The sequence below is a fragment of the Exiguobacterium sp. KRL4 genome (genome assembly GCF_001870785.1).
Taxonomy (GTDB): Bacteria; Bacillota; Bacilli; order Exiguobacteriales; family Exiguobacteriaceae; genus Exiguobacterium_A.
Genome location: NZ_MOLV01000011.1, coordinates 79,367 through 100,659 on the forward strand (window position 1 = coordinate 79,367; position 21,293 = coordinate 100,659).

Below are 21,293 nucleotides of genomic sequence, written 5' to 3' on the forward strand. Positions count from 1 at the left end.
TAGAGGTGGTCCTGATGCGTCCGAAACTTAACCGCGTTCCGGGTAAAGCGGGAAACGACCTGTCAAGGCCAGGACTTGCTTGTGGGCACTTGTCAGTGTTTCTGGATCTTCTGGATTTTTCAGAACGAGTTCAATGAGTTCTGCGATTTGTTTCATCTCGGCTTCTTTGAAACCGCGTGACGTCATTGCCGCCGTTCCGATCCGGATGCCGCTTGTGACGAACGGGCTTGCCGGATCAAACGGAATCGTATTTTTATTGACCGTGATGCCGGCTTCGTCGAGGGCATGTTCCGCTAGCTTCCCTGTGATCCCAAGTGGTTGCAGGTCAACAAGAAGCAGATGATTGTCCGTACCGCCCGAGACGATCCGCAGACCACGTGCCGTCAACTCTTCACCGAGGACTTTTGCGTTCGTAACGACTTGGTTGATGTAGTCCTTGAAGTCAGGTGCCAGTGCTTCTGCAAACGCTACGGCTTTCGCTGCGATGACGTGCATCAGCGGTCCACCTTGGATCCCTGGGAAAATCGATTTGTCGATTGCTTTGGCATGTTCCTCTTTACAAAGAATCATTCCGCCGCGCGGTCCACGAAGTGTCTTGTGCGTCGTCGTCGTGACGAAATGCGCATGTTCGACCGGGTTCGGGTGCACGCCTGCTGCGACGAGTCCCGCAATGTGGGCCATGTCGACCATCAAGTAGGCACCAACACTGTCCGCAATTTCACGGAATCGTTTGAAGTCGATGACGCGCGGATAAGCCGATGCTCCCGCAACAATCAGTTTAGGTTTGTGTTCTTCCGCAAGCTTCGCGACGACATCGTAATCGATCATCTCTGTTTCTGGATCGACGCCGTACTCGACGAAGTTGTATTGAACACCGGAGAAATTCACAGGACTGCCGTGTGTCAGGTGACCACCGTGTGACAGGTTCATCCCGAGGACGGTATCACCTTGATCAAGAATCGTGAAGTAGACAGCCATGTTCGCTTGTGCACCAGAGTGCGGTTGCACGTTGGCATGCTCAGCTCCGAAAATCGCCTTCGCCCGATCGCGCGCTAAGTTTTCAGCCAAATCAACGAACTCACAACCTCCATAATAACGACGACCCGGGTAACCTTCTGCGTATTTGTTCGTCAGCATGCTACCTTGAGCTTCCATGACAGCTTGTGAGACAAAGTTTTCTGAAGCGATCAATTCGATATTATCGCGTTGACGTCCCAGTTCCTTGCGCATGGCTGAAAAGAGTTCCTCATCTTGCTGTTTCAGATACGTAAGCGGTGTTTGTTCCATCTGAATTCCCCCATTCATTTCGATACAGCTATCTTAACACGAATAATTGATCACGCGCATCCTCTAAAAACACATTAAAAAAGCAAGGGGAATGCAACCCCTTGCGCAAATCATTCGTATTTAGCGCGAGCGCCACCAATCAGTTTTGGTCGTGTGACGGCGGCCGTCACGTGCGCTTCACCGATTTCACGGTGCGGCAGACGAACTGGGATGGCAACTTGTTTCAAATGCATCCCGATGAACGTATCGCCGATATCGATCCCGGCATCCGCCTGAATCGCTTCGACGACGACCGGAGCGGAAAACCGTTGATAAGCGACACTTGCCATCGAGCCACCAGCTTCCGGTACGGGGACGACCGTCACGGCTTCAAGTCCTAGACGTTCGACGATCTGCCGCTCGAGTGTCAAGGCACGGTTGATGTGCTCGCACCCTTGAAACGCAAGATCGACTTGATGCGAACGACGGAACGCGTCGAACACGTCAAACAATGCTTCCGCGACTTCGGGTGATCCTGCCTTACCGATTTGTTTGCCGATGACTTCACTGGTCGAGCAACCAATCACAAGCAACTTTCCTTTTAAAGGGAAGCGCTCATTCAGCTCGGTCAACGAAGCTTCGAGATCTTGTTTGATTTGTTCTATATCCATTTACTTCACCTCATAATCCGAGATTTTGCAGACACGGTTTTCGTGACGTCCACCTTCAAACTCGGTCTCAAGCCAAATCTTCGCGATATCACGCGCAAGACCCGGTCCGATGACGCGTTCGCCCATCGTCAAGATATTCGAGTTGTTGTGCTGACGTGTCGCTTTTGCGCTGAACGTATCGTGGACAAGCGCTGCCCGAATACCTTTGACTTTATTTGCAGCAATTCCGATTCCGATTCCGGTCCCGCAAATCAAGATTCCGCGGTCAAACTCACCGTTTGCGACCGCTTCCGCGACCGGAATCGCGACGTCCGGATAATCGATCGAGTCGGATGAATACGTGCCGAAGTCGGTATAATCCATTCCAAGTTCCTGTAAGAGTTCAGTCAGTTCTGCTTTCAGCTTAAAGCCACCATGGTCTGCTCCAATTGCTACATTCATCGTTAACTATTCCCCCGTTTGTTTAGGTTGTTTTTTCGGAAGTTTCCGGTTGTCCGGTGCTTTTCTTCCGTTTCCGTTCTGCGTCAATTTTAACACAAGACGGTTGACGAGGGGTTCGAGTTCATTTCGGACCTGCCGGTAGACGTTCATCGATCCACCGTATGGATCGTTGATGTCCCGTTCAAGTCCCGTCACATATTCATAGAGCGTAAACGTCCGGTCCTTCAGTTCCGGGTACCGTTCGCCGACTTCTTGTTTATGACTCCGCGTCATCGTCAAGATGATATCCGACCAACGTCCGAGGACGTCGTCAAACACTTGCGTATAATGTTCGAGTTCGATCCCTCGTTCGCGCAAGACCTGCAACGCGTTTTCAGAAGCATCGAATCCTTGCATCGAACGTAATCCAGCCGAACGGACATCAAATTCTTGATCAGCGACTTTTGAACGAAGTAACGCCATCGCCATCGGGCTTCGGCATGTGTTTCCTGTACAGATAAACAATACACGACGTGTGCTCATCTCAGTATCCTCCTTCTTTACGGGCGAATGATCCGACCACCTGCTGCCTTGTGGAGCCGATTTCGGACTGCTAGCCCAACCCCTTCTTCTGATAGGTCTCGTACAAAAATCTGATCTACCGTCGTCTGATCAAATCGCCGTAAACAATCGTAAAGACGTTGCGCTGCCGTTTCCATCGTTGAACCGAGGAAACAACGGACATCGGCTTCGATGTCTTCTCCGTCAAAGAGAATGACGCCTGTCTTTTGTCCAGTTTGGCGTGCTTCATCGATGAGTTGTTGCAGGAATGAGAGGTCGCCCACTACGACGGACAATGTCGCTTCCGGTGCGTAGTGCGTGTACTTCATGCCTGGTGCCTTCGGTGTCTGATTCTTCATCGATAAGGCAGGATCAAGTGCCACCGTGCCGATCACCGCTTCAATCTGTTCGCGTGTCACACCACCCGGTCGTAAAATCACCGGCGGGTTCGCTGTACAGTCGATGACCGTCGATTCTACACCAATCCCGGTCTCCCCACCATCGACGATTGCAGCGATGCGTCCCGAGAGGTCATGTGCGACGTGCGCAGATGACGTCGGTGAGGGTTTACCGGATCGGTTGGCACTCGGTGCGGCTAGACCCAGTCCGGTCGCTTCGATCAATTGAAGCGCGAGCGGGTGGTCCGGCATCCGTAATCCGATCGTATCCAGTCCTGCGGTGACGAGTGAGGACGCGCGCCCGTTTGAATCCAAAATGATCGTCAAGGCACCCGGCCAAAACGTATCCATCAACTGGGTCGCGACATCCGGAATATGAGTGACGAACTGCTTTGCCTGTTCGATGGATGCGACATGGACAATCAACGGATTGTCGGAAGGTCGACCCTTCGCGGCGAAAATTCGCCGAACGGCCGTTTGATTCGTTGCGTCTCCCGCCAGACCATAGACGGTCTCGGTCGGAATCGCGACGACCTCTCCTTCCAGTAACAGTCGTACCGCTTCATTTAACGTCTCTTGCTGAATCATTTCCGTCTTCACTCCGTACAATCCTTTCGTTCCGCATACACGATACGGTCTTTACCGTTTATATCTTTTAAAATACCCGTTTCTACAGTTGGATAACGTTTTTTTAACATCATTTGCACTTCATTGCCTTGATTGTGTCCGATTTCAAACGCAATCAGTCGAAAATCGTCGCGTAAGACCCGGCTGCTGTCCTCAATCAATCGGCGATAAAATACTAAGCCATCTTTCCCTCCAAACAAGGCGAGGTGGGGCTCATGGTCAAACACGACATCACTGAGTAATTCATCTTCTTCAATATAAGGAGGATTCGAGACCAACACCCGGACTGATCGGTCAGCAAGCGGTGCGAGTAAATCTCCTTCTAAAAAGGTGACCTCTCCGCCAAGTGCCTGTTGGTTTTCTTTTGCGACAGCGATGGCGTCCGCTGAAATATCGACCGTCGTGACGGGTTGTCCGAGTTCAAGCGCAAGCGTCAGACAAATCGCTCCGCTTCCGGTCCCGATATCGACGATTTCCCCTGCTTGAAACGATTCCCCTTGCAGGCGTCCCGTCACGAATTCAATCAATTCTTCCGTCTCCGGCCGCGGAATCAAAACAGCGGGGGAAACGCGGAAGTCGCGTCCGTAAAACGGCTGGTATCCGATCAAATGCTGGACCGGGACACCATTTAAATGGGCCAGTAAATATTCGCTGAACAACAGGTCCTGTTCCGGCTGAAGTTCGTCCGACAAGCGGATCAACAATCCGGTCCGGTCGACCTGTAAAACGTGCATAAGTAACCATTCGGCACTCGAGGCCTCGCGTCCTGCCGTCACGAGCATCGTTTGTGCCTGATTGAGACGTTTTGCGATCCGCATCAGTTTGCCGCCTCCGATGCCCGCGCCTGGTACTCCATGACGAGCGTGTCGATGACTTCATCCATCTCGCCTTGCAGAATCCGGTCGAGCTTCTGGATCGTCAGACCGATCCGGTGATCCGTCACCCGGTTTTGCGCAAAGTTATACGTCCGGATCCGTTCCGAACGGTCGCCTGTTCCAACCGCCGATTTCCGTTTTTCGTCGTACTCGGCCTGTTGCTCGCGTTGAATCTTATCGTAGACGCGGGCCCGTAAGACCTTCATCGCTTTTTCTTTATTTTTGATTTGTGATTTTTCATCCTGACAGCTGGCGACGATTCCCGTCGGTACGTGCGTGACACGGACGGCGGACTGGGTTGTATTAACCGACTGTCCGCCCGGACCGCTTGACGTGAATGTATCGACGCGGACATCCTTGTCGTGAATCTCGACTTCGACGTCTTCTGCTTCCGGCAAGACAGCAACCGTTGCGGTCGAGGTATGAATCCGTCCGCCCGACTCGGTTGACGGGACACGCTGAACCCGGTGCGCCCCGTTCTCATACTTTAGCTTCGAATACGCACCCGTTCCTTTGACGATAAAGATGATTTCCTTGTAGCCGCCAAGTTCCGTATAACTGGCGTCGATGATCTCAATCTTCCAGTTTTGTTTTTCCGCGAACTTCGAATACATCTTAAACAAGTCACCGGCAAACAACGCCGCTTCGTCTCCACCCGCTGCACCACGGATTTCGACGATGACGTTTTTATCATCGTTCGGATCTTTTGGTAACAGTAGTGCCTTCAGCTTCGTCTCGAGTTCCTTGATTTCCGGCTCGAGGATCGAAACCTCTTCTTTCGCGAGATCGCGCATCTCGGGGTCCGTCAGCATGTGACGCGCCTCTTGGTACGCTTCCATCTTGTCGCGGTAGACCCGGTAGACTTCGACGGTCGGTGCCAGCTGTGATTGTTCTTTTGACACCTCACGCAATTGATTTGTATCTTTAATGATGGCTGGGTCAGCCAACAGGTCATTTAATTTTTCATATCGATCTTCCAAAGCGCTCAATCGTTCTAACATTATCGGTCATCCTTCCTGCTGGTTCTTCTGTCGTCAGTATAGCAAATATTTATGAGAACGTTGCGCAGAAGAACCGTTTCTTCTTCATTAAACTTACCTTGATATGAGCCTCATCCCCCTCTATTGACTTACTAAAGGAAACTTCCTATAATTAGTGTACTAATTGAATTAATACACTTAAGGAGGTAATTGAATGTTTACGGTCGATCCCAAAAGTTCATTGCCGATCTATGAGCAGCTGGTCGCCCAAATCATCCGTGCGATTGCCCGTGGTCTGCTCCGGTCCGGCGAACAGATGCCGTCTGTCCGCGAACTCGCGAGTAACTTACTCGTCAATCCGAACACGGTCTCGCGCGCCTATCAGGAACTCGAGAGCTGCAACTTCATCGTCACGATGCGCGGCAAAGGATCCTTTATCTCTGACCTACCGCTCGAACAGGTCAAACACGCAGCAATCCAGAGTCATATCGTGACACTGTGTACCGTCGCTGACGAACTATCGATATCAAACGACGACCTGTATCAATTACTGATTCAGACAAGGGAGGATTTATCATGTTGACCGTGTCTCACCTGACCAAACAGATTGATTCCAAGATGATTTATGAGAATGCATCGTTTACATTACCCGCCGGAACGATCACGGCATTGATCGGACGCAATGGCGCCGGGAAGACGACGTTGCTCAAGACACTGGTCGGATCGCTCGAGCCGTCACGCGGGAAGGTCGAATGGAACCAGCAGTCGATCCACCATGTTCCGGCTACCCGGCAACATCTGTTTTTAGTTCCGGACTCCGTCAGTGTCTACCGTCAGATGACACTCGGCGAACTGATGGAATTTTATCAAGCCTTTTATCCGAACTTCGAACGGACCTATATCGAAAACTATTGCCGGTCGTCGAATCTAGATCGTGGACGTCGTGTGACGTCGCTCTCAAAAGGACAAGCACAACTGTTTTTACTTCAGCTGGCTTTTGCGACGAATGCTCCCGTCTTGTTGCTCGATGAGCCGACGGACGGTCTCGACCGGATCAATAAACGGGATTACCTCAAACAACTGGTCGCCTTGCTCGCGGAACGCCAGACAGCCGTCTTGATCGCTTCGCATCAACTCGAGGAACTGGACTCACTCGCGGACCGAGTGATGACGATCGAACAACACCTCGTCAAAGAACCAAAATTACTGGAAGATGCGAAATCGAGTATGCAAAAGTGGCAACTCGCTTACGAAATCGTTCCTGAATTCCAACATAATGATGTCCATGTCTTATCGCAAACAGGACGGGTCGTCACACTGATTGTCCGCTCGGAAGCAGGCGCCCAGTATGTCGAACAAACGTACCCCTTACTTAAAGACATGTTACCGGTTCAAATGGAAGATTATTTTTTAGGCACGTTCGGAGGCGATCATCATGTATAAACAGTTGATTCGGTATCATATCAAACAAGGCATCTGGCCACTCGCTTCATTTTTCCTGCTCGCCGTCTTCAGTTACGCGTTCGGCAGCTATACGGTCATCGATAACTTCGATACGTATGGCGGAGCTGAGGCAAAAATCATCCAGTCCGTCCTCGTCAGCCCAAGCTTTGCCGGATTCGGTGCGATTTTGATCGCCGTCTTCGCAATCCTGATGCTCGGACAAGAACGTGGCAGTGGCCGGAGCTTGATGCTCCACGCCTTGCCTTTTAAGAAAAGAAACCTCTACTGGGTCAAATGGGGACTTGGTGTCGTTGTCTTATTGGTTCTTCCATTGCTTGGTTTTTTCGTCAGTTGGCTCATTTTACAAGGTCTCGGCGGTATCCATCCGTTTGATTATGTGACGTTAGCTGATCTGGCTTTCGACTTCATGTCGTACTTCTTGTTTGATCTCGTCGTCTTCAGCATCTTTTTGTTGGCAGGAACGATTGCCGGCGATGTCATCGGACAATTGTTGCTCGGACTCTTTTTCCTGTTCTTGAACTACCTAACGTTTTTCGCCATCATGGCGGTCATGACGCTTGGGCTAGGGCAGACTGAAGAAGGTGCTTCCTTGTTTGATGTCTTGATGACGATCGCTTCACCGTTCACGTTGTTGTTCCAAGGTGAGCAACTAACGGGTGCCCTCTTGTTTCATGCCGTGTTACTTGTGATTTTAGTCAGCTTCGGCAGTCTCTTGTATGTACGGAGCGAAAATGAACGGCTTGGTCGTTTCACCGTCTTCCCGAAGATCCATCCGTTCCTGATCATCGTGTTCTCCGTCTATACGACGATTTTACTCGCTGCCGTCATCGGCATCATCTCGTCTGAAAATCAATTTCTATACTGGCTTGCCGTCGCGATTCTTGCTTGGCCGGCATTCAGCTCCTACCGCCGGATGATTGGGTGGAAACGTTGATTCCGTGCTACACTATGCCCAAACTCTTGGATAAAGGACGGAATGTATGATGCCAAAATATCTACACATCTATCACCAACTCGTCAGCCGGATTCAAGACGGCACGTTACCTGCCGACACAAAACTGCCGTCTGAAACGGAGTTGATGCAGGAATTCGAAGCCAGTCGCGGGACAGTCCGAAAGGCCATCGATGCTCTGCAAGAAAAAGGTTTTGTCCGCAAACACCAAGGCAAAGGGGTGTTCGTCCTTAGTCAAGACGCGATCGCCTTTCAGTTCAACGGCATCGTCAGCTTTTCTGAAGCCCACCGTCAAATGGGACAACATGACGTCAAAACCGATGTCATCTCCTGTACGACGATCGAAGCGAACGCTGAACTGGCCTACCAGTTTCATGTCGCACCCGGGACACCTCTGACAGAAGTCAAACGCGTCCGGACGATTGACGGAGAGCGGGTCATCTACGACATCAACCTGTTCGTGACGTCACTTGTTCCCGGTCTGACCACAGACATTGCCGGCGGATCGATTTACGCTTACATCGAACAGACGTTAGGCCGGCAAATCAGTTATGCGAAACGGAAAATCGAGGCGCAACCGGCAACGATCGATGATCAACAGCACCTCGATCTTGAAGGGACGACGCATGTCATCGTCATCACGAACGATACGTATTATTACGAAGGGCAACATTTCGAGAGGACGCAGTCGCGTCACCGGCTTGATAAATTCCAATTCACCGACATCGCGCGGCGTTGATGGCTCAAACTGTAAGATTATCCTTAGATGAAAAGGGGAGAACGGAACTCGAATTCCGTTCTCCCCTTTTTTTAAAAACGAATCGTTCATTCTCCCATTTCGATGTTATATTATAAAAATACGAACCAATTTTTAGGTTTATTTTGATATTTTTTAACTGGAGGTTTTGCTGTTGCCATTGAAGAAAGGACTACACGCCCTACTAAAACGTGGTCAGGATGTATCCGTCATTGATGAACATTTTGTGGAAAACCATCCAGATGCGATTTATACCCTTGATGTATTAGGACGTGTCACGCGTCTAAACGATAAAACGTCCCTGTTACTGGGCTATACGAGACAGGTTTTAACGAACCATTTTAAACACTTTGTCCATCCGGACGATCAAGATAGTACGGTGTACCATTTCCAACAGGTCATGCAAGGAAAAAGCGAAACGTATACAGCACGGATCCGGCATTCGAAAGGACAGTATCTGGAGCTGATGATCGTCAACATTCCGATTTTTGCAAACGGATTGATTGTTGGTGCTTATGGAATTGCTAGGGATTTAACGACGAGCCGATTGATGAAACAACAGATGGATGCGATCCAGTTTGATCAACAGTTGGTCGAGACGTTACCTGGAATCGCCCTCGCCACCTTCAGCGAAGAAGGGCAATTGGTCCGCTCGTCCGAGTCCTTCGCCGAACTATTTGGATTGCATCCGGAGCAGCTCAAAACATTGTCGAACCAAGACTTGTTACAGCGGATTCATCCTGCCGACCAGCAGGAGTTCCGTGAGTATCTGGATTTGTTGAAAACCAATCGCTGCTTGTCGTCACTGGATATCGAAACCCGTCTGCTTCATTCACAGTATGGTTATCAGGATGTTTTTTGCCGCTGCGCTTTCCACCAAGCGGAACATCATCCTCAGGCGGAGTTGACATATGTCCTCTATAACTTGTCCGATCATAAATCGTTGGACAAGCAACTTCATGCGGAAAAAGAAAAATTTTTGACGTTCCAACAAGTTTCGACGAGTGCCATCTATCGTTATGACATCACACAACACAAAATTGATTTTCATACCCGGGGATTTGAAAACATCTTCGACGGGTTACTGCACCGACACGAACAAGTGGATGGCATCTGGGAAAACGGATTGATTCTGGCGGAAGACCGATCGAAAGTCGAAGCGAGTTACCAACGGATCCTTGCTCATCATGAAACGGAAGTCTCTTACCGCATTCAGCATGATGGTGCGATTCACTGGATTTTGGAAAATCGGACACCGATCAGCAATCCGAGTGGTGCGGTATTTGCCTTTCAAAGTGTCATCCAAGACATCACTCAGTTAAAACAACAAGAAGAAAAAATCTTTCAGCTCGCGATGCACGACCGGGTGACCGGACTGCCGAACCGTACCCTCGTCCTCGAGCAGATGACGCAATGGATCGCGACGTATCCGACATTCAGTGTCCTGACGGTCAGCTATAACACCCTCCAGGACATCAACCATGATTTCGGATATTCGATCGGTGATAAGTGGTTGTCGAAAACAGCGACACAATTGTTATATCATCTACCGACCGCTTCTTACTTCGGTCATCTCTATGGTGATGAGTACATCATCCTCTTTCCGAACGTCGTCGCGGAATGTTCCATCAACAAGATTTGTGAGCAGTTACTCGAACTATCCAAACAAAAAATCATCATCGATTCGTACGAATGGTATCCGTCGATCGCTATCGGCGTCAGCCGCTTCCCGGAAGATGCCGATTCAGCGGAGGAACTCGTCAAGGCAGCGAGCATCGCGCTCGGACGGGCACGGGCAAATGACTACAGTGTCTATTCGTCGACCTTCAATATCGAGACATATCGCCGCCATCAGCTTCAGAAAAGTATTCGGACCTCGATTCGACGAAACGAGCTGTTTCTCGAGTACCAACCAAAGGTCAACGCCTGGTCCGGGACGATCATCGGTGCGGAAGCATTGATCCGCTGGCAGCATCCCGTATGGGGCCGGATTCCGCCCAACGACTTTATCTCGCTATCAGAAGAAAGCGAAATGCATATCTTGATTGCCGACTGGGTGCTCGAGGAAACGTGCCGGAACATCAATCAATGGATTTTGACCGGTCTGCCGATTGTCCCGATTTCGATCAATGTCTCACCGAAACGATTGATTCACGGAAACTTCGCCGAGACTTGCCAGGAAACGCTTAATCGGTTTGGGGTTTCCCCGAGCATGCTCGAAATCGAGATTCTCGAAACCGATGTCTTGTTCGACAACAGTAAAATCCATCAATCGCTTCAGACACTCAGTCAGATGGGCATCAAAATTGCTTTGGATGATTTCGGAAAAGGGTATTCATCGATTTCTTATCTGCAACAATACCCGATTGATACGATCAAAATCGATCGTCAGTTCGCAACGACGCTCATTCAAGACAAGAAAACCCAGTCCGTCGTCCGCAGTATCCTCTTCATGGCAAAGGAATTCGGGATGGATGTCGTCGCAGAAGGTGTCGAAACGATGGAACAACTGCACTTCCTCCGGCAGTTACAATGCACGACGATCCAAGGTTACTTGTTCAGTAAACCGTTACCGAAAGCCGATTTCGAACGGACGATGCAAGCACGGCAAATCCGTGCGACGGAGGCGATGACGATCGCCACGAACAATCGGACGATCGATGCGTCCATCACGATCCAACGCTTAAACGGACAAGACATCACCGTAGGCCGGACGGACATCTCCGTCTCGAAAGGAACGATGCACAGTGTCTTCTTTTATTCGACGTTGCACCTTCCCGTCCACGAAGGCATTGAACTCGTTTTAATTTTAAACCAACAGCCGATTCCGGTCCGACCGATTCAAACGGTTGAACTTGATAACGGCTTGATGGAGTACGAATGCCAGTATCTCGATTTGACCCAATCCCACCTTGTCTTTCAAGCACTGCAGTCCTCTTAATCGTTCACTCATTTCATTCCTAAAAAGCCGTTGTTTCGATGTGAATCGGAAGAACGGCTTTTTCTAGCGAACAACTGATTTACGATCCTTTCCAACCTTCATTTCGAACCCGAATAAACTTATCTATATAAGTGATTGACTTAACTTATATAGATAAGTTAAGATAAATGGGCGCAGATAAGAAAACGTTTTCATTTCAAAGGATGTCTTCAGTTCAATCCAAAAGGAGAATGTGAGATGAAACCCAACTACCGGCACATCGCAGAACAAATCATCGAACGGATCGGCGGCAAAGACAATGTCGAACAAGCCGCTCATTGTGTCACCCGCCTTCGCTTAACACTTAAAGATCAAAGCCTCGTCGAGCAGGAGGCATTACTCGAAGTCCCGCTCGTCAAAGGTGCCTTCCTGAACGCAGGTGTCTATCAAATCGTCATCGGAGCCGGTGACGTCGACCGTGTCTATGCTGAATTCATTCAATTGACAGGTTTGCAGGCCACGACAATCGCCGATGTCAAATCGTCGGGTGCGTCAAAAATGAATCCGTTCCAAAAACTGATCAAAGTCTTTTCTGATGTCTTCATGCCGATCATTCCTGCCATCATCGTTGCCGGACTCTTAATGGGGATCAACAATTTGTTCGGCATCGAGTTCGGCGGCAAGACGATGATTGAACGGTATCCGAACCTCCAAGGGTTATGGGATTTGATCAACATGATGGCGAATACCGCCTTCGTCTTCTTGCCGGCACTTGTCGGTTGGTCCGCCACGAAACGATTTGGCGGCAGTGAAATCCTGGGGATCGTCATGGGGTTGATGCTTGTTCACCCGGATCTCTTGAACGCTTGGAATTACGGACAAAGTGCTTTAAAAGGTGACATTCCGACCTTTAATATCCTTGGTTTATTTGAAATCGAAAAAGTAGGCTACCAAGGACAGATTTTACCCGTCCTCGCAGCCGCTTACGTCTTAAGTACGATTGAACGTTGGTTAAAAGACAGGGTACCAAATGCGATCCAGCTCCTCGTCGTCCCGATTACGACGATCACGTTGACCGGGTTCCTCGCCCTTGCCGTCATCGGTCCCGTCACCCGTCAAATCGGTGACTGGATCACGATCGGTGTCGTCAATACGTTTGAAGCCGTTCCGTTGCTCGGCGCTCTATTGTTTGGTGCCCTCTATGCCCCACTCGTCATCACCGGGATGCATCATATGTTCATCGCCGTCGACTTACAGCTGATCGGACAAAGCGGCACGACCTTCATCTGGCCGATGATCGCGATTTCGAACATCGCCCAGGGTTCAGCGACACTTGCAATGCTGTTCCTTGCGAAAAATGCCAACGATAAGAATATGGCATCGACTTCAGCGATTTCTGCCTACTTCGGCATTACCGAACCCGCCATGTTCGGGGTCAATCTCCGGTTCAAGTATCCGTTTTATGCGGCACTTGTCGGATCCGCCATCGCATCGTCGTTCATCGCGGTCAGTGGTGTCTTGGCACCAGCGATTGGTGTTGGTGGTCTTCCCGCCTTCATCTCGATCGTCCCTGGCTCGATTCTTTCCTTCATCATCGGGATGGTAATCGCGGTCATCGTTCCGATCGTCTGTACGTTCCTGTTCCATTATGTCTCGACGAAACGCGCCCGAAAAGCAGCACTCAAAGACGCGGCTTAACCGTTTTTAGAAAGGTGTGACCTGGCATGACCCTTACGACAACCGACTGGCGCAAATCCGCCGTCTACCAGATTTATCCGAAAAGTTTTTACAGTCCGGAAGGCACCGCGACCGGCACGCTCCGCGGTGTGACGGCAAAACTTGATTACTTGGCGCAACTCGGTGTCGACTATCTCTGGCTGACACCGGTCTATGCGTCCCCGCAACGGGATAACGGCTATGATGTCAGTGACTACTACGCGATCGATCCGTCTTACGGGACAATGGCGGACTTTGATGAGTTGCTTGCTGAAGCGAACAAACGACAACTCTCCGTCATGATGGATATCGTCGTCAATCACTGTTCGACGGATCACGTCTGGTTTAAGCAGGGACGGCATCCGGAAAGTCCCTACCATGACTACTTCATCTGGCGCGATCAGCCAACCGATTGGGTGTCAAAATTCGGCGGACCGGCTTGGTCGTTTGATGACGTCGCCAATAAGTACTACCTGCACTTGTTTGACGAGACACAAGCCGATCTCAACTGGGAAAACCCGGCACTCCGGGAAGCCGTCTATCAGATGATGTGCTTCTGGCGCGACAAAGGAGTCCGCGGCTTCCGGCTCGATGTCATCAACTTGATTTCAAAAGACGGGTCTTTCCAAAATGATCCGACGGGAGACGGACGACAGTTTTATACGGACGGCCCCCATGTCCATGACTACCTGCAGGAAATGAATCGACGGGTATTTGACGGTCACGACTTGATGACGGTCGGTGAGATGTCCTCGACGACACTCGATCACTGCTTACGTTACTCGAACACGAACGAGCAGGAACTCAAGATGACGTTCAACTTCCATCATTTAAAGGTCGATTATCCGGATGGTCAAAAGTGGACGGCTGCCCCGTTCGACTTCTTAGAATTAAAACGGATTCTGTCAGACTGGCAGGTCGGGATGCAGGGGAGTGCCTGGAACGCCATCTTCTGGTGCAACCACGACCAACCCCGTGTCGTCAGCCGGTTTGGCGACGATACAGTCTATCGTGTCGAAAGTGCGAAGATGCTCGCGACGACATTACACGGACTGCAAGGCACGCCGTACATCTATCAAGGGGAAGAAATCGGGACACCGAATCCGGACTTCACTGATATGACCGACTACCGGGATGTCGAGACGCTGAACGCTTATGCAGAAAAAGTCACTCAAGGCGAAGCAGAGGACCAGATTCTCGCTGCAATCCGTCAAAAATCACGTGATAATGCGCGAACGCCGATGCAATGGGATGCCTCGACGCATGCCGGCTTCTCGACGGCGACACCATGGATTCCGATCGCTTCGAATCATGCGACGATCAATGTCGAAGCGGCACTCGCTGATCCTGACTCTGTGTTTTATCATTACCAAAAGTTGATTCAATTACGCAAACAGTATGATGTCTTGACGCACGGGAGTTACAGACTGCTGACACCGGACGACCTTGCGCTTTGGGCGTACGAACGAACGACGGATGAAGAACAATTACTTGTCCTGTCGAACTTTTACGGTACGGCAGCTTCGTTCACGTTACCAAACGAGTGGCTGGACCATCAGGTATTGATTCAGAACTATCCCGATTTCTTGCATGAGGCGCAACAAGTCACGTTACGTCCTTACGAATCGGTCATGTTGTATAAGACGCTTTGAATTTCAAAAACCCCGCATTCTCGACTGAGAGTGCGGGGTTTTTTTGATTAACTTACTACGAGACTCATCGATTCGCTTCCTCCCGTTTCAACTGTTCACGGAACAGCCGGGTTTCGGCAATGACGAAACCGGACAATCCAATCAATCCGATCAAGTTCGGGATTGCCATCAGTCCGTTAAGACATCGGAGATCGCCCAAACCATATTCAAGTTCGTCGTCATCCACATTTCAATCAACGTATGAATCAGGCAATCAATTTTATTGATCGCCGGTCGGTAACGCTTGAGCGTCTTTCGCTTCTGCCGGCAATGCAATCGATTTAATCTCATTGAATTTCGAGAACGTCGAGGCATTTTTCATCGTGAATTCCGTTCCTTCTTCAATCTCAAATGCCATTTCCATGTCAAGCGTCTTCGGATAGTAGGTTTTTGCGTCATACGTCATCGAGTATTCCATCTTTTTGTAGTCGACCTGGTCCATGACATCTTTCATCTGCGCAAGCTGTCCCGACTGCTCGAGAGAATCCTTCATGAAGGCTTTCAATTGATCCCCTTTTAGATCAACATCGATTTGATAGACATCGCCGTCTTTTTTCATCGTCCAGTTCTCTTTATATTTTTTCAGTAACTGTAAACTTTGTTCCGTCGATGCGGATGACTCCATGTTTTCTAACATGTCACCGAGTTCGGATGTATCTTGTACTAACCACTGACCCGCTTGCGACATATACATCTTGTCATCAACGAGATATAGTTCCGTTTCCATATCGGTCCCGTCTTCTGCATTTTTCATCGTCATTTTTTGGTACATCGTCATCGGCTTTTGGATGATGTCTGCCGAAATCTGTTGACTGATCGGCATACCGCCAACTTCAGACATCATCTCACTGTCCATATGAAACGATTTTATGTCCTCCTGTGCGGCTGTAGCTTTTTTTAACAGCTCCGTATTCGACAGCTGGCTGGAATCAGTTGAAGCTCCACTGTTGTCGCCGGTCTGACTGCAGCCTGCTAAACCAATCGTTGCCGTGACAATCCCGATCGTCATCCATCTCATCTTCTTCATCGTCATTCCTCCTCTAAACGGATTATCTGTATTTACCCGCTCTCACTGGAAAATGTTTCAAATCCACATAGTACCTTATTACCGTTCTTCAAGTTTTCTACTCATTAAATTGATATACGTTCTTCATGAAAATTTACATCAGAAAAATGTTCATTTTACATTTGAACGCTACAGTTAGGTCTGTAGGTCGTACCCCATATCAACCAGTACTCATTTTCCTAAAGGAGGAACACCCATGAAATTGAAGCGAATCATTCCGATTATGGCGTTATCCACACTTTCCCTCAGCACGATGGTCTCGATGAGCGATGCCGAGGCGAAGACGAAACAACCAAAATCACCAGAAATCCGTAACGTCATCTTTTTGATTGGTGACGGAATGGGTGTTTCTTATACGTCTGCCCACCGTTATCTGAAAAACGATCCATCGACGCCGATTGCTGAGAAAACAGCATTCGATCAATACCTTGTCGGTCAACAGATGACCTATCCGGAAGACCCGGAGCAAAACATCACCGATTCGGCGTCTGCCGCGACGGCAATGTCGTCCGGTGTCAAAACATATAATGCGGCGATTGCTGTCGATAACGATAAATCAGAAGTCAAGACCGTTCTCGAAGCTGCAAAAGAGCGCGGCAAATCGACGGGACTCGTCGCGACGTCCGAAATCACACACGCGACGCCGGCCTCATTCGGTGCGCATGATGAGAACCGCAAGAACATGAACGCCATCGCCGACGATTATTTCAAGGAGCGGGTCAACGGCAAACATAAAATTGACGTCCTGCTCGGCGGCGGGAAATCGAACTTTGTCCGTCCGGATGTCGATTTGACGAAATCGTTCAAGAAAGATGGTTACAGCTACGTCACGGATCTTGATCAAATGCAGGCGGATAAGAATAAACAGGTTCTTGGTCTGTTTGCGGATGGCGGACTGCCAAAACGAATCGACCGCGAGAACACCGTTCCGTCCCTCGAGCAGATGACGAACTCGGCCATCAAGCGTCTTGATTCGAACAAAAAAGGCTTTTTCCTAATGGTCGAAGGTAGCCAAATCGACTGGGCGGGTCACGATAACGACATCGTTGGGGCGATGAGCGAGATGGAAGACTTCGAACGTGCCTTCAAAGCAGCGATCGCTTTCGCCAAAAAAGATAAACACACGCTCGTCGTCGCAACAGCCGACCATTCGACCGGTGGTTACTCAATCGGAGCAGACGGCATCTACAACTGGTTCGCCGAGCCGATCAAAGCCGCGAAAAAGACGCCGGACTTCATGGCGGCAAAAATCATCGAGGGCGCGGATGTCCAGAAGACTTTGACGACGTACATCGACCAAAACCGACTCGCTTTGACGGAAGACGAGATCCAGTCGGTCTCACGTGCTGCGGAGTCGAAGAAATTACTCGACGTTGATAATGCGATCGAAGCCATCTTCAATGAACGTTCACACACAGGCTGGACGACAGGTGGTCACACCGGTGAAGATGTCCCTGTCTATGCCTTTGGTCCAGCGAAAGAACGATTCGCCGGTCAAGTCGATAATACGGATCACGCCAAAATCATCTTCGACCTGTTGAAATCGAAGAAATAAGGAGACTTTCCATGAAACAGATACTTGCTGCCTTGATGCTCGGGACGATCCTTTCGGGTTGCGGCAATGCGCCAGACACCACACAAGAGAAGTCGTCAGAGAAATCGTCCCCGAAACAGGAGACGCCGGTATCGATCGAAAAGTCTGCCGCTTACGTCCCGAACCCACAATTACCAGATGATCGCGAACTGACGACCGTCAACCAATCGGTATCTGACGATAAAGGTGAATTGACGTTAAAACAGATGGTCCAGCCCGACGTGACACGCACCATCGGACCGATTACGATGACGATTGAAGAGGTGAAGGTTTTTCATGCCCGTCCGAGTTACGGGATGATCGACTTTTTCCATGGCTTTACCCATGAGGAATCATTCGACCTCGTCAAGACGCGTGTGACCATCACCAACACGGGTGACGAGCCGGTCACATTTAACCCTGTCGCCCATTTCAAACTCGACGCGAAGACCGAGAAGACGATCGAGGACGATGTCTATCTCGAGTCACTCGCGACGACGTATGCGCCAGCCGAGACACGGACCGGTAACTTCGGTTTCATCATCGAACAACCGCTCGAGTCTGTTGAATTATTGACAAGTGACGTCCTGAACGAGAAACGCGACGTCATCGAAAAAGGCGTTTCGGTCTCAACCAAACTTAAGTGAAAACAAAAAAACAGGCAATCCATTCCGAATGATGCGGAAGGGATTGCCTATTTTTGATACAACGCCGGAATCTGTTCGTGCGGCATCGGACGACCGAAGTAATATCCCTGCATCCGTGAACATTCCAAACGATTGAGGACGTTGACCTGTTCCAGCGTCTCGACTCCTTCGGCGATGACTTCGAGCTCAAGCGATTTCGCTAAATGGATGATGGAAGAAATCATCGAGTAGCCGGTTGTTGCCGGCTGGATTTTTTCGACGAACTCACGCGGAATCTTCAGTGTGTCAATCGGAAAATCCGCTAAACGGGATAAGGAAGAGTAGCCGGTTCCGAAGTCATCGATCGAAATCGTAAAACCGAGCTCCTTCAGTCGGTTCATCGTCTCGACCGTCTCTTCGATATCTTCGACCGCCGAGACTTCCGTGATCTCGAGGTCGATTCGTTTCGGATTAACCTTCGTTTCTTCCACTAAGCGGATCAGTGTCAGGACAAACGTTGGATGATGGAACTGTTGCATCGAGACATTCAATCCGACCTTCAGCATCAAGCCGTCATCTTCCCACCGTTTCGCTTGTAAAAACCCTTCACGTAATACCCATTCGCCCAGGCGAATGATCATCCCCGCTTCTTCTGCCATCGGAATGAAATCGTTTGGGGCAATCATCCCAAGTTCCGGATGATTCCAACGGATCAACCCTTCGACACCGACCATCCGGTACGTTACCGTATCGACTTGCGGTTGGTAATACAAAATCAATTGGTCCGTTTCGATTGCGATCGGTAGCTCTGACTCCAGCCGCAGGCGGTACGATGCCTTCTCGGCAATATCTTCGAAAAAGACGATGGATTTACCGCCGCTTGACTTCGCTTGATACATCGCGAGGTCCGCCTGTTTCAACAAGGTCACGACATGTTTACCCGTAGTCCGTGGACAGCTGACGGCTCCGATGCTTGGATTTGAGATCAGTTCGATTCCGTCAAGCGAATACGTCTTCTTTAAGCGGTCGAGCAACCGGGCCGTTCGATTTCGGCCCTGTTCGTCTGACATGACCTTTCGCAGGATGACGGTGAACTCATCGCCGCCTTGACGAGCGACGATGTCCTCCGGTTCGACGGCTTCTGTCAGCCGCTGCACGACTTGAATCAACAGCTGATCACCCACGTGGTGTCCAAATGAATCATTGACGAGTTTAAAATCATCAAGGTCGATAAAGCAGAGAATGATCGTTTCATCCTCTTGTTCCCCTTCAACCAAATGGTGTAAGACTTCCTCAAAATACGTCCGGTTGATCGCTCCGGTCAAATGATCGTAATAGGCAAGACGGCGGATCTTCAATTCATTTTCGCGGACGGTCGTAATGTCCTGACCAATCCCGTACATGCCGACGAAACGGTCCCGGACACGAATCGGGATGTTCGTCACATTCAGCAACACGTCCATTCCACTCGATTTCCGAAAAATCGTCTCAAATTGATGGGCGGTCGTCTTATCGGTCGCTGCCTGTTGTTGTTCCATCAACTGACGGTATGACTTGCCGACTAACTCGTTTGCACTTTGCTCCGTCAATTTTTCAAACGACGGATTGGCACTCTCGATCCGTCCTTTCAGGTCAAGCGAATAAACCGCATCCGGATGATACGTGAACAAGGACTTGTAACGCTCTTCGCTTACTTCCAGTTCATCTGCCTTATGATGAATTTCCTCAATCAAGTCTTGATTGCTCAAGATCATCAAAATCTGCCGGATCAAAATCAAAAGAATCGTAATTGCACAACCGAGCATCAATCCTGTTAAGCCCTCATCCCGTCGCGCATACAACGCCATCGTCGAAAACAGGAGAATCACCAACACATACGGTAGAAACAACTTTCCCAATTGCATCGTCCCACTCGAAAGTCTTTCCTGCCGCGGCTCTTCGGCGACCGGACTACCGATGTGTCCTGCGACACCTATCATCAACAAGCCAAGGATGAATAACGGATCAATCAGCCGGACGGCTTCATTGCCGCTGACCGTCGTCATATAGACGAACATCGTATCCGCTCCGACCTGAAGCAACAGACCGATAAACAAAAATTGAAACAACCGGAGACGTTGCTGCCACTCCCGTTTCTCAAACAGATAATAGATACTGATCATACAAAACAGCAACACGATGTCACACATCGGATACGCAAATGCTAAAATCACTTCCCCGCGTGACGCAAACGGTGTATCAAATAAAGGACGGATCAAAAAAAACCAACTGTAGGTGACTGCAACCGTCATGACGATCGCAATATCAAAAATAAAACTGATCAGCCGATTTTTCGTGACATGTCTGCGAATCAGATGTAAAAACGCCACTAAAAACCAAACGGATTGAAAAACATAAAAAATATCTGACACTCCCGGAAACGGGACCTCGACTTGACGGATATTCTCATACGACATCCAAATCAATTCGGCAATCAGATAACTTCCTGTCCCACACGCAAGATAAAGAAAAAACCGTCCTTCGTGTTGACGGAATTTTTGATGTGCCTGGAGCAGGAGAATTGTTGCCAGTAAGCAACCGATGATGGAAAATAGATTGTTTCCCAAAGCCGACAACGCCGGTCGGTCCTCTAAAAGAATGATCCAGAGGTAATAGATCGCGATGAAGATCAAGATACCCGGCAGATAATAAGATTTTTTAAGACTGATCATGGCTCTTCCTCCTTCATGA

Annotated in this window: 18 protein-coding genes; 9 read left to right on the forward strand and 9 right to left on the reverse strand. The window is 49.6% G+C overall.

The window, feature by feature from the left end:
- Positions 1–27: 27 nt before the first annotated feature.
- From BLD48_RS08960 to prfA, 7 genes are all read right to left on the reverse strand, one after another.
- A complete protein-coding gene (locus tag BLD48_RS08960; RefSeq protein ID WP_071499909.1) occupies positions 28–1,287 on the reverse strand; it encodes a serine hydroxymethyltransferase in 1,260 nt (419 codons plus the stop codon).
- A 110-nt stretch (positions 1,288–1,397) separates the two neighbouring features.
- Positions 1,398–1,937 carry a TIGR01440 family protein gene (locus tag BLD48_RS08965; protein ID WP_071499910.1) on the reverse strand — a complete coding sequence of 180 codons (540 nt, stop codon included), beginning with the start codon at positions 1,935–1,937 and terminating at the stop codon, positions 1,398–1,400.
- Complete coding sequence (rpiB, locus tag BLD48_RS08970; protein ID WP_071499911.1) at positions 1,938–2,378, reverse strand: ribose 5-phosphate isomerase B; 441 nt, start codon at positions 2,376–2,378, stop codon at positions 1,938–1,940.
- 6 nt (positions 2,379–2,384) lie between these two features.
- Positions 2,385–2,900 (reverse strand): low molecular weight protein arginine phosphatase, encoded by a 516-nt coding sequence (locus BLD48_RS08975; RefSeq protein ID WP_012371560.1) that lies wholly within the window; start codon positions 2,898–2,900, stop codon positions 2,385–2,387.
- Between the two features lie 17 nt (positions 2,901–2,917).
- On the reverse strand, positions 2,918–3,916 hold the full coding sequence (locus tag BLD48_RS08980; protein WP_071499912.1) for an L-threonylcarbamoyladenylate synthase: 999 nt from the start codon (positions 3,914–3,916) through the stop codon (positions 2,918–2,920).
- Positions 3,913–4,761 (reverse strand): peptide chain release factor N(5)-glutamine methyltransferase, encoded by an 849-nt coding sequence (gene prmC, locus BLD48_RS08985; RefSeq protein WP_071499913.1) that lies wholly within the window; start codon positions 4,759–4,761, stop codon positions 3,913–3,915. The genes BLD48_RS08980 and prmC overlap by 4 nt, the downstream gene beginning before the upstream one ends.
- Positions 4,761–5,819 (reverse strand): peptide chain release factor 1, encoded by a 1,059-nt coding sequence (gene prfA / locus BLD48_RS08990; protein ID WP_071499914.1) that lies wholly within the window; start codon positions 5,817–5,819, stop codon positions 4,761–4,763. The genes prmC and prfA overlap by 1 nt, the downstream gene beginning before the upstream one ends.
- Before the next feature lie 193 nt (positions 5,820–6,012).
- Here prfA and BLD48_RS08995 point away from each other — a divergent pair, with 193 nt between their 5' ends.
- From BLD48_RS08995 to treC, 7 genes are all read left to right on the forward strand, one after another.
- Positions 6,013–6,381: a GntR family transcriptional regulator gene (locus BLD48_RS08995; protein WP_071499915.1), complete on the forward strand. Its 369-nt coding sequence runs from the start codon at positions 6,013–6,015 to the stop codon at positions 6,379–6,381.
- Positions 6,375–7,241: an ATP-binding cassette domain-containing protein gene (locus tag BLD48_RS09000; RefSeq protein WP_071499916.1), complete on the forward strand. Its 867-nt coding sequence runs from the start codon at positions 6,375–6,377 to the stop codon at positions 7,239–7,241. The genes BLD48_RS08995 and BLD48_RS09000 overlap by 7 nt, the downstream gene beginning before the upstream one ends.
- A complete protein-coding gene (locus BLD48_RS09005) occupies positions 7,234–8,196 on the forward strand; it encodes a hypothetical protein (RefSeq protein ID WP_071499917.1) in 963 nt (320 codons plus the stop codon). Before BLD48_RS09000 ends, BLD48_RS09005 begins: the two co-directional genes overlap by 8 nt.
- A 46-nt stretch (positions 8,197–8,242) precedes the next feature.
- Positions 8,243–8,953, forward strand: coding sequence for a trehalose operon repressor (gene treR, locus BLD48_RS09010; protein ID WP_201723144.1), 711 nt, complete (start codon positions 8,243–8,245; stop codon positions 8,951–8,953).
- Between the two features lie 172 nt (positions 8,954–9,125).
- A complete protein-coding gene (locus BLD48_RS09015) occupies positions 9,126–11,912 on the forward strand; it encodes a sensor domain-containing protein (RefSeq protein ID WP_071499919.1) in 2,787 nt (928 codons plus the stop codon).
- A 237-nt stretch (positions 11,913–12,149) separates the two neighbouring features.
- Positions 12,150–13,589, forward strand: coding sequence for a PTS system trehalose-specific EIIBC component (gene treP / locus BLD48_RS09020; protein WP_071499920.1), 1,440 nt, complete (start codon positions 12,150–12,152; stop codon positions 13,587–13,589).
- Positions 13,590–13,615: 26 nt separating this feature from the next.
- Positions 13,616–15,259 (forward strand): alpha,alpha-phosphotrehalase, encoded by a 1,644-nt coding sequence (treC, locus tag BLD48_RS09025; protein ID WP_071499921.1) that lies wholly within the window; start codon positions 13,616–13,618, stop codon positions 15,257–15,259.
- 259 nt (positions 15,260–15,518) lie between these two features.
- Here treC and BLD48_RS09030 read toward each other — a convergent pair whose 3' ends face one another.
- Positions 15,519–16,325: a DUF6612 family protein gene (locus BLD48_RS09030; protein WP_071499922.1), complete on the reverse strand. Its 807-nt coding sequence runs from the start codon at positions 16,323–16,325 to the stop codon at positions 15,519–15,521.
- A gap of 235 nt (positions 16,326–16,560) precedes the next feature.
- Here BLD48_RS09030 and BLD48_RS09035 point away from each other — a divergent pair, with 235 nt between their 5' ends.
- The gene (locus BLD48_RS09035; protein ID WP_071499923.1) at positions 16,561–17,919 is read left to right on the forward strand and encodes an alkaline phosphatase; all 1,359 of its coding nucleotides are present in this window, start codon (positions 16,561–16,563) and stop codon (positions 17,917–17,919) included.
- 11 nt (positions 17,920–17,930) lie between these two features.
- Positions 17,931–18,584 (forward strand): DUF4352 domain-containing protein, encoded by a 654-nt coding sequence (locus BLD48_RS09040; RefSeq protein ID WP_071499924.1) that lies wholly within the window; start codon positions 17,931–17,933, stop codon positions 18,582–18,584.
- 47 nt (positions 18,585–18,631) lie between these two features.
- Here the strand turns inward: BLD48_RS09040 and BLD48_RS09045 are convergent, their stop codons facing one another.
- The gene (locus BLD48_RS09045) at positions 18,632–21,274 is read right to left on the reverse strand and encodes a putative bifunctional diguanylate cyclase/phosphodiesterase (protein ID WP_071499925.1); all 2,643 of its coding nucleotides are present in this window, start codon (positions 21,272–21,274) and stop codon (positions 18,632–18,634) included.
- Positions 21,275–21,293: the final 19 nt, after the last annotated feature.